5 protein-coding genes are annotated in these 4500 nt (G+C 43.1%); 1 reads left to right on the top strand and 4 read right to left on the bottom strand.

Features of this window, described 5'->3' with window-relative positions; all coding sequences use genetic code 11:
* Positions 1-148: 148 nt before the first annotated feature.
* From hpsU to LC574_RS27930, 4 genes are all read right to left on the bottom strand, one after another.
* The gene (gene hpsU / locus LC574_RS27945; protein ID WP_229456922.1) at positions 149-730 is read right to left on the bottom strand and encodes a hormogonium polysaccharide biosynthesis acetyltransferase HpsU; all 582 of its coding nucleotides are present in this window, start codon (positions 728-730) and stop codon (positions 149-151) included.
* 64 nt (positions 731-794) lie between these two features.
* Positions 795-1739, bottom strand: coding sequence for a glycosyltransferase family 2 protein (locus tag LC574_RS27940; protein WP_229456921.1), 945 nt, complete (start codon positions 1737-1739; stop codon positions 795-797).
* Positions 1740-1878: 139 nt separating this feature from the next.
* Positions 1879-2811, bottom strand: coding sequence for a glycosyltransferase family 2 protein (locus LC574_RS27935; RefSeq protein ID WP_229456920.1), 933 nt, complete (start codon positions 2809-2811; stop codon positions 1879-1881).
* Between the two features lie 179 nt (positions 2812-2990).
* Positions 2991-3788, bottom strand: a complete 798-nt coding sequence (locus LC574_RS27930) for a hypothetical protein (protein WP_229456919.1) — start codon at positions 3786-3788, stop codon at positions 2991-2993.
* A gap of 216 nt (positions 3789-4004) precedes the next feature.
* Between LC574_RS27930 and cobU the strand changes: the two genes are divergently transcribed.
* A partial coding sequence (gene cobU / locus LC574_RS27925; RefSeq protein WP_229456918.1) for a bifunctional adenosylcobinamide kinase/adenosylcobinamide-phosphate guanylyltransferase occupies positions 4005-4500 on the top strand: 496 nt, incomplete at its 3' end.

The following is a 4500-nucleotide window of genomic DNA, read 5'->3' as shown; positions in this document are numbered from 1 at the left end:
GCTAAATACTTGTCATTACGAACGCAGCGATAGCGGAGTGAAGTAATCGCAGAGTCATTGTGATTGCTTCGCTCCACTTCGTTGCACTCGCAATGACATATCATAAGCAATTTGCCGGACATGATATTACCCCGGCAACCTACTCAAATCACGGGTTTGTAGAAGTATCAAGTTTTATCCGAACCGTCTTGGGACGACAGGGGCTTCCCCAACAAACCTGTCCAGAAGGCATATTAGTAAAAACACTACTACGAGCGCCAATCACAGCATTAGCGCCGATTTGCACTCCCGGCCCAACGAAACAATCTGCTGCTACCCATGCACCATTGTCAATGGTGATACTCGCTGTTTTCAACCCAAAGGCAGGGTCTTGGATATCATGACTACCAGTACAGAGGTAACTTTTTTGCGAAATTACGCAGTGTTCACCGATACGGATATGATCAAGGCTATATAAAACTACGTTATCTCCAATCCAACTGTGATTGCCAATAGTAACTTTCCAAGGGTAGGTAAAGCGGGCGGTGGGTCGAATTAATACGCCTTTACCGATACGAGCGCCAAATAGTTTTAGCAAAGCACAACGCAGAATATTTAACGGTTGAGGAGTCAGGGGAAAGGCGATCGCTTGTACAAGCCACCATAATAAAATATACCAACCTGGACGCCCTCGATCAAACCAGGATTGGTCATATTTGCGTAAATCTACGAAAGGTTTATCATTGGGCATTGGGCATTGGGCATTGGGCATTGTTATTCTTCTCCTGCTTCCCTGCTCAATAACTGCTTCCTCATCACCCCACCTCCCTCATCTCCCTCATCTCCCTTATCTCCCCATCTCCTTCTTTCGGGGTAGTTGCAGTATTTAAGTGACCACCACAGTTGCGTAATTCGTAGAGTTTAACGCCAATTTGATATTCATATTGACTCAGCAAGCGTGCATAGATGTATCCGGCTTTGCCATCCAAAAAACCGCGTTGAATAATATAAAATAAAACAAACCGTAAAATGGGTTTAAATGGCAGGTGTACCCAGACTTTTTTCAAAAAGCGCTTGCGTTGGACTGCATCACCAAATAGATTCGCGCCGATAGTGCCGCTATCATCTTTACCTGTGAGAATATTAAAATAAACGCTGGCTTCCCAGTTGGAATAGCGGTTGTGTCGTTCTAACCAGTGATAAAGGTCGCGGAAGTCTTCGTGGAGCATATCATTTTTGAGATATCCAACTTTGCCCTGCAAAATCACATGTTCGTGAACTTCGTTATCACCAGTATTGGGAATATCTTCTGTATGTAGGTTTTCGTAGCGACCTTTTTTATGTTGAAATAAACGTAGATTCCAATCGGGATATTTCCCGCCATAACGAATCCATTTTCCTAAGAAAAATACGCGGCGGTTGAGATAATAACCTGTATATTCATTGTTTTGAATTGCTTGGTCAATTTCTTCCCAAAGTTCGGGGGGAATGCGCTCATCGCAATCTACAATTAATACCCATTCGTTGCGGAAAGGTAGATTATCTAAAGACCAATTTTTCTTTTTAGGCCAACGTCCATTGAAGTTGAATTGTACGACATTGACACCGTGACTGTTAGCAATTTCAATGCTATTATCAGTACTTTGAGAATCTACTACAAATATTTCATCTGCTCTACTGAGGCTAGCAAGGCAAGCAGGCAAGTTTGCTTGTTCGTTTTTTGCCGGAATTAATACAGAAACTGGTATTTTAGATGACATATATTTAAGAGTTAGGAGTTAGGAGAGACGCGATTAATCGCGTCTGTACAAGAGTTAGGAGTTAGAATGGACTTGAGTATGATTGCGGATTCTATACCCAAGATAAAAGCATTCTGAATTCTGAATTCTCCATTCTTTTTTATTTCTTATTTGATCTGGATAAAAGACCTTGAATAGCAGCATTTAAGTAACCAATCTGACCGTAAGCATATACAAGTTTGTCAAACCGTTCTGCTGGATCAGAAAAATATTGCAATGCCTTATATAAGCCGCGCACAAACCGTTCGCTACCTCGCTGTAATTGAGCGATTCCAGCTTTACCAGCGAGTTGTTCTCGATAGCATTCACTGATACCCTGCCACCAGCCTCGGTTTAAAAACCAGGAGCGTTGGAGGCGTTCTGGAGCAACATTGTGAGCAACCAGCGCTTCGGGAAGATAAGCGACTTGCCAATTACGTTGTAGCGCAAATTCGGTCATTTGCAGTTCTTCATTTGATAATAGATTTTTTCCCACTCGACCAAGATGAGGATCAAAACCGCCAATTTCTTCTAGGAAACTGCGGCGGATGGAGTAATTTAAGCCTCTGGGTGTTAAGCCAGGTTGCTCGATATAGATGATACTGTCACCCAAATCGTATGCACCCAGATTTGCAGCTAGTCCTGGAGATAGCCACCGTGGTTGTTGAATTGCTGGAGGCCATAAGAGAGTGACTTTGCCACCTGCGATCGCTAGTTTAGAATTATTGTAATAGGCAAAATATAAAACTTGTAGCCAGCCCTTACTCGCAACGGCATCGTCATCGAGATAAGCAAGAATATCACCACTAGCTACTTTTGCACCTGTGTTCCGGGCGACAGATAAACCAATGGTGGGTTCAAATACATACTTCAGGCGCGGATTATGGGTTCTTTGTTCTACAACCTCACGGGTGCGATCGCTAGATCCATTATCAACTACTACAATTTCAAAGTCAGCAGCAAAATCCTGCGCTAAAAGACTATCAATTGCAGCCCCTAAATAGGTATCTCGATTGTGGGTACAGATAATGGCAGAGATTTGGGTGTCTGGCATAGATTTTATTTTGGATTTGAGATTTGGGGCTTTCCTGCGGAACGCTACACGAACGGCTTGGCTCAGTCGAACGATTTTAGATAAAAATCTTAAATCCAAGGCACACCTGCTGAGAGTTAATTTAAACTAAAAATTACCGACCCACCAACCGAGTTTCTTCGGAAATAATCTTTAAAACTTTACGTTTGTTGAATATGACTATGTAAAACTACAAGTGTTTGGGCTAGTTGACTCAGGCGGGTTTCTAAAGATTGCTTGCGTCCTAACAGTTGACGTAACTTTTGGTAACGCGCGATCGCCATGCTAACATTAGGAATCTGATCTGCTGGACATGGGCGCGACCAGACTTTACCAGTATCGTCTATACCACAGAGGCGGTAGCCAGTAATAGATGATTTATAAGATACTTTCCCACCAGTGGCGCAAATTTCTTCTACGTAGTTCATCAGGCGGTCAACTTCTGCATGGCGCAGTGTTGCAGTTCCTCCTGCTTCTGGTTCCTTGGGATTGGATTCTAACCAGCCATTGACAATTGGGCCTTCTAAGTAAATATCCTGAATTTGCTTTAAAATATTTTGCAGTTCTATTTGCCAACCAGCGACAGTTTCCTGAATTTCTTGCAATAGATTCATCGCCAATGCTGGATTTGCTCCGTGGCGATGGCTACTAAAGCTCGGAGTTTTCAACTTTGGTAGGCTGGGTGTTTTGCTACCATCCTCTTCTGCTTGAAAGGTCTGCACAGAGTCATGGTGAGGAAAGAAATTTTGTTCAGAAGGATAATCACTCTCAGTATCAACTGTTTGTTCTTCCTGAGAGGATGAAGTTTGTGTACTTTCTATGGGTTCGTTGGCTCCGACACTGATTCTAAAGGAAAAAGGCCGTTTTGTCGTCGAATCACCAGCTTCGGCGGCAGAGGCAGTGCCGCGATTCCCTAAATCATGGAGAGTTGCTTCTATGCGTTTTAAGCCTGCGTTCATAAAGACATCCTAAAGTTTACTGTCCCCAATGGTGTTAAATAATTGAGAATGGGGTTGTTGGGATTTTCGGCTTTTGCCAGTTGTGACATCAATGATGCTGGTGCTAATTTTATCTCTTAAAAGTTATTTGAAACTAAAAATTTTGCCGATGAAGTAAAAAACTGCGGTGATAGATTGCAACCGTAGGCATATTGTTAAAATACTCAGGAAACAACTTTGGGTAAAATCATTTTAGTAACAGGGCCAGCACGATCTGGTAAAAGTGAATGGGCGGAAACTCTGGCCATGCAGTCAGGAAAAGCAGTTGTTTACGTAGCAACAGCCACCGATAACCCAGATGACGAAGAATGGCATCAACGCATTTTAGAACATCAACAACGTCGCCCCCAAGACTGGGTAACTTTATCTGTACCTGTGGAACTGTCTGCTACCCTGGCCGATGCCAAACCTTATACCTGTGTTTTAGTTGATTCTTTAGGAACTTGGGTTGCTAATCTTTTAGAAGAGGACGAATCTACCTGGGAAAACATTGTTGCAGAGTTGTTAGAGACGGTGGATCTAGTTGCTGCTGATATGCTATTTGTAGCAGAAGAGGTAGGTTGGGGTGTAGTACCAGCTTATCCTCTTGGGAGGGCGTTCCGCGATCGCTTGGGTTCTTTAGTGCGCCAGCTAGGTGTACTCAGCGATACTGTTTATTTAGTTACTGGTGGTC

Source organism: Nostoc sp. CHAB 5715 (assembly GCF_020829685.1).
GTDB lineage: Bacteria > Cyanobacteriota > Cyanobacteriia > Cyanobacteriales > Nostocaceae > Nostoc.
Note: the sequence above shows the minus strand (reverse complement) of the source record. Positions and strands in the feature narration are given on the sequence as shown.

What these genes read in the sequence shown, in the direction of transcription:
- hpsU (WP_229456922.1), bottom strand. Translation starts at nt 730, where the DNA reads ATGCCCAATGATAAACCTTTCGTAGATTTACGCAAATATGACCAATCC.
- LC574_RS27940 (WP_229456921.1), bottom strand. Translation starts at nt 1,739, where the DNA reads ATGTCATCTAAAATACCAGTTTCTGTATTAATTCCGGCAAAAAACGAA.
- LC574_RS27935 (WP_229456920.1), bottom strand. Translation starts at nt 2,811, where the DNA reads ATGCCAGACACCCAAATCTCTGCCATTATCTGTACCCACAATCGAGAT.
- LC574_RS27930 (WP_229456919.1), bottom strand. Translation starts at nt 3,788, where the DNA reads ATGAACGCAGGCTTAAAACGCATAGAAGCAACTCTCCATGATTTAGGG.